Origin of the sequence: Bacillus manliponensis, from assembly GCF_000712595.1 — a bacterium.
Classification (GTDB): domain Bacteria; phylum Bacillota; class Bacilli; order Bacillales; family Bacillaceae_G; genus Bacillus_A; species Bacillus_A manliponensis.
In genome coordinates, this window is the sequence record NZ_JOTN01000070.1 from 1 (window position 1) to 872 (window position 872).

At 35.2% G+C, this 872-nt stretch carries 1 protein-coding gene; it reads right to left on the minus strand.

Annotation, left to right across the window (positions count from 1 at the left end):
- On the minus strand, positions 1–854 hold an 854-nt coding region (locus BAMA_RS23235), incomplete at its 3' end, for a cation diffusion facilitator family transporter (RefSeq protein WP_034644407.1).
- Positions 855–872 lie beyond the last annotated feature (18 nt).

Genomic DNA, 872 nt, shown 5'->3' on the forward strand with positions numbered 1-872 from the left:
ATTTTATTAATTGCTTCTTGTAAAATTTCTTGACTGTTTTTATGATCTTCAATTAATACATGACAGCTCAAAGAATCTAATCCAGAGGTAATGGTCCATATGTGAAGGTCATGTACATCGATAACCCCATCGATTTCTTCTAAAACTGCTTTAACTTCTGCCTGATTAATCGTAGGAGGTGTGCCTTCCATTAAAATATGAACCGAATGCTTTATAACTCCCCAAGCACTTTTTAAAATTAATAAAGACACTAAAACTGAAATGATCGGGTCTGCTACATACCAATTAAATAAAAGCATTAAGATTCCAGCTACAATCGCTCCAACAGAACCTAATGCATCACCAAGAACGTGTAGATATGCACTACGCAAATTAACATTGTTCTTCACATCACCCTTCCGCATTAATGACCAAGCACTAATTAAATTGGCGAACAATCCTATTGAAGCAATCAGTATCATGGTTCCACTGGAAACAGTTGGTGGTTCGAAAAAGCGTTCATATGCTTCCAAAACAATAAATCCTGCAATTACAAATAAAGTAATACCATTAAATAATGCTGCTAATATTTCAAAACGATAAAAGCCATAGCTTTTATTTGGAGAAGCTGGTCTTGAAGCGAACCAAATGGCAACTAAACTTAAACACAAAGAACTAGCATCGCTAAGCATATGTCCAGAATCAGATAGTAACGCTAAACTGTTTGTGATTAATCCGCCAAAAAACTCTAATATCATAATCCCCGTAGTAATTATTAAAGCAATAATTAGCCCTTTTTTATTCCCTTCTCTTGCTTCTTCAAAATGATTATGAGAGTGACCATGGTGATCATGTCCGTGATGATGTTGACCCATAAGTATTCCTCCCTTACT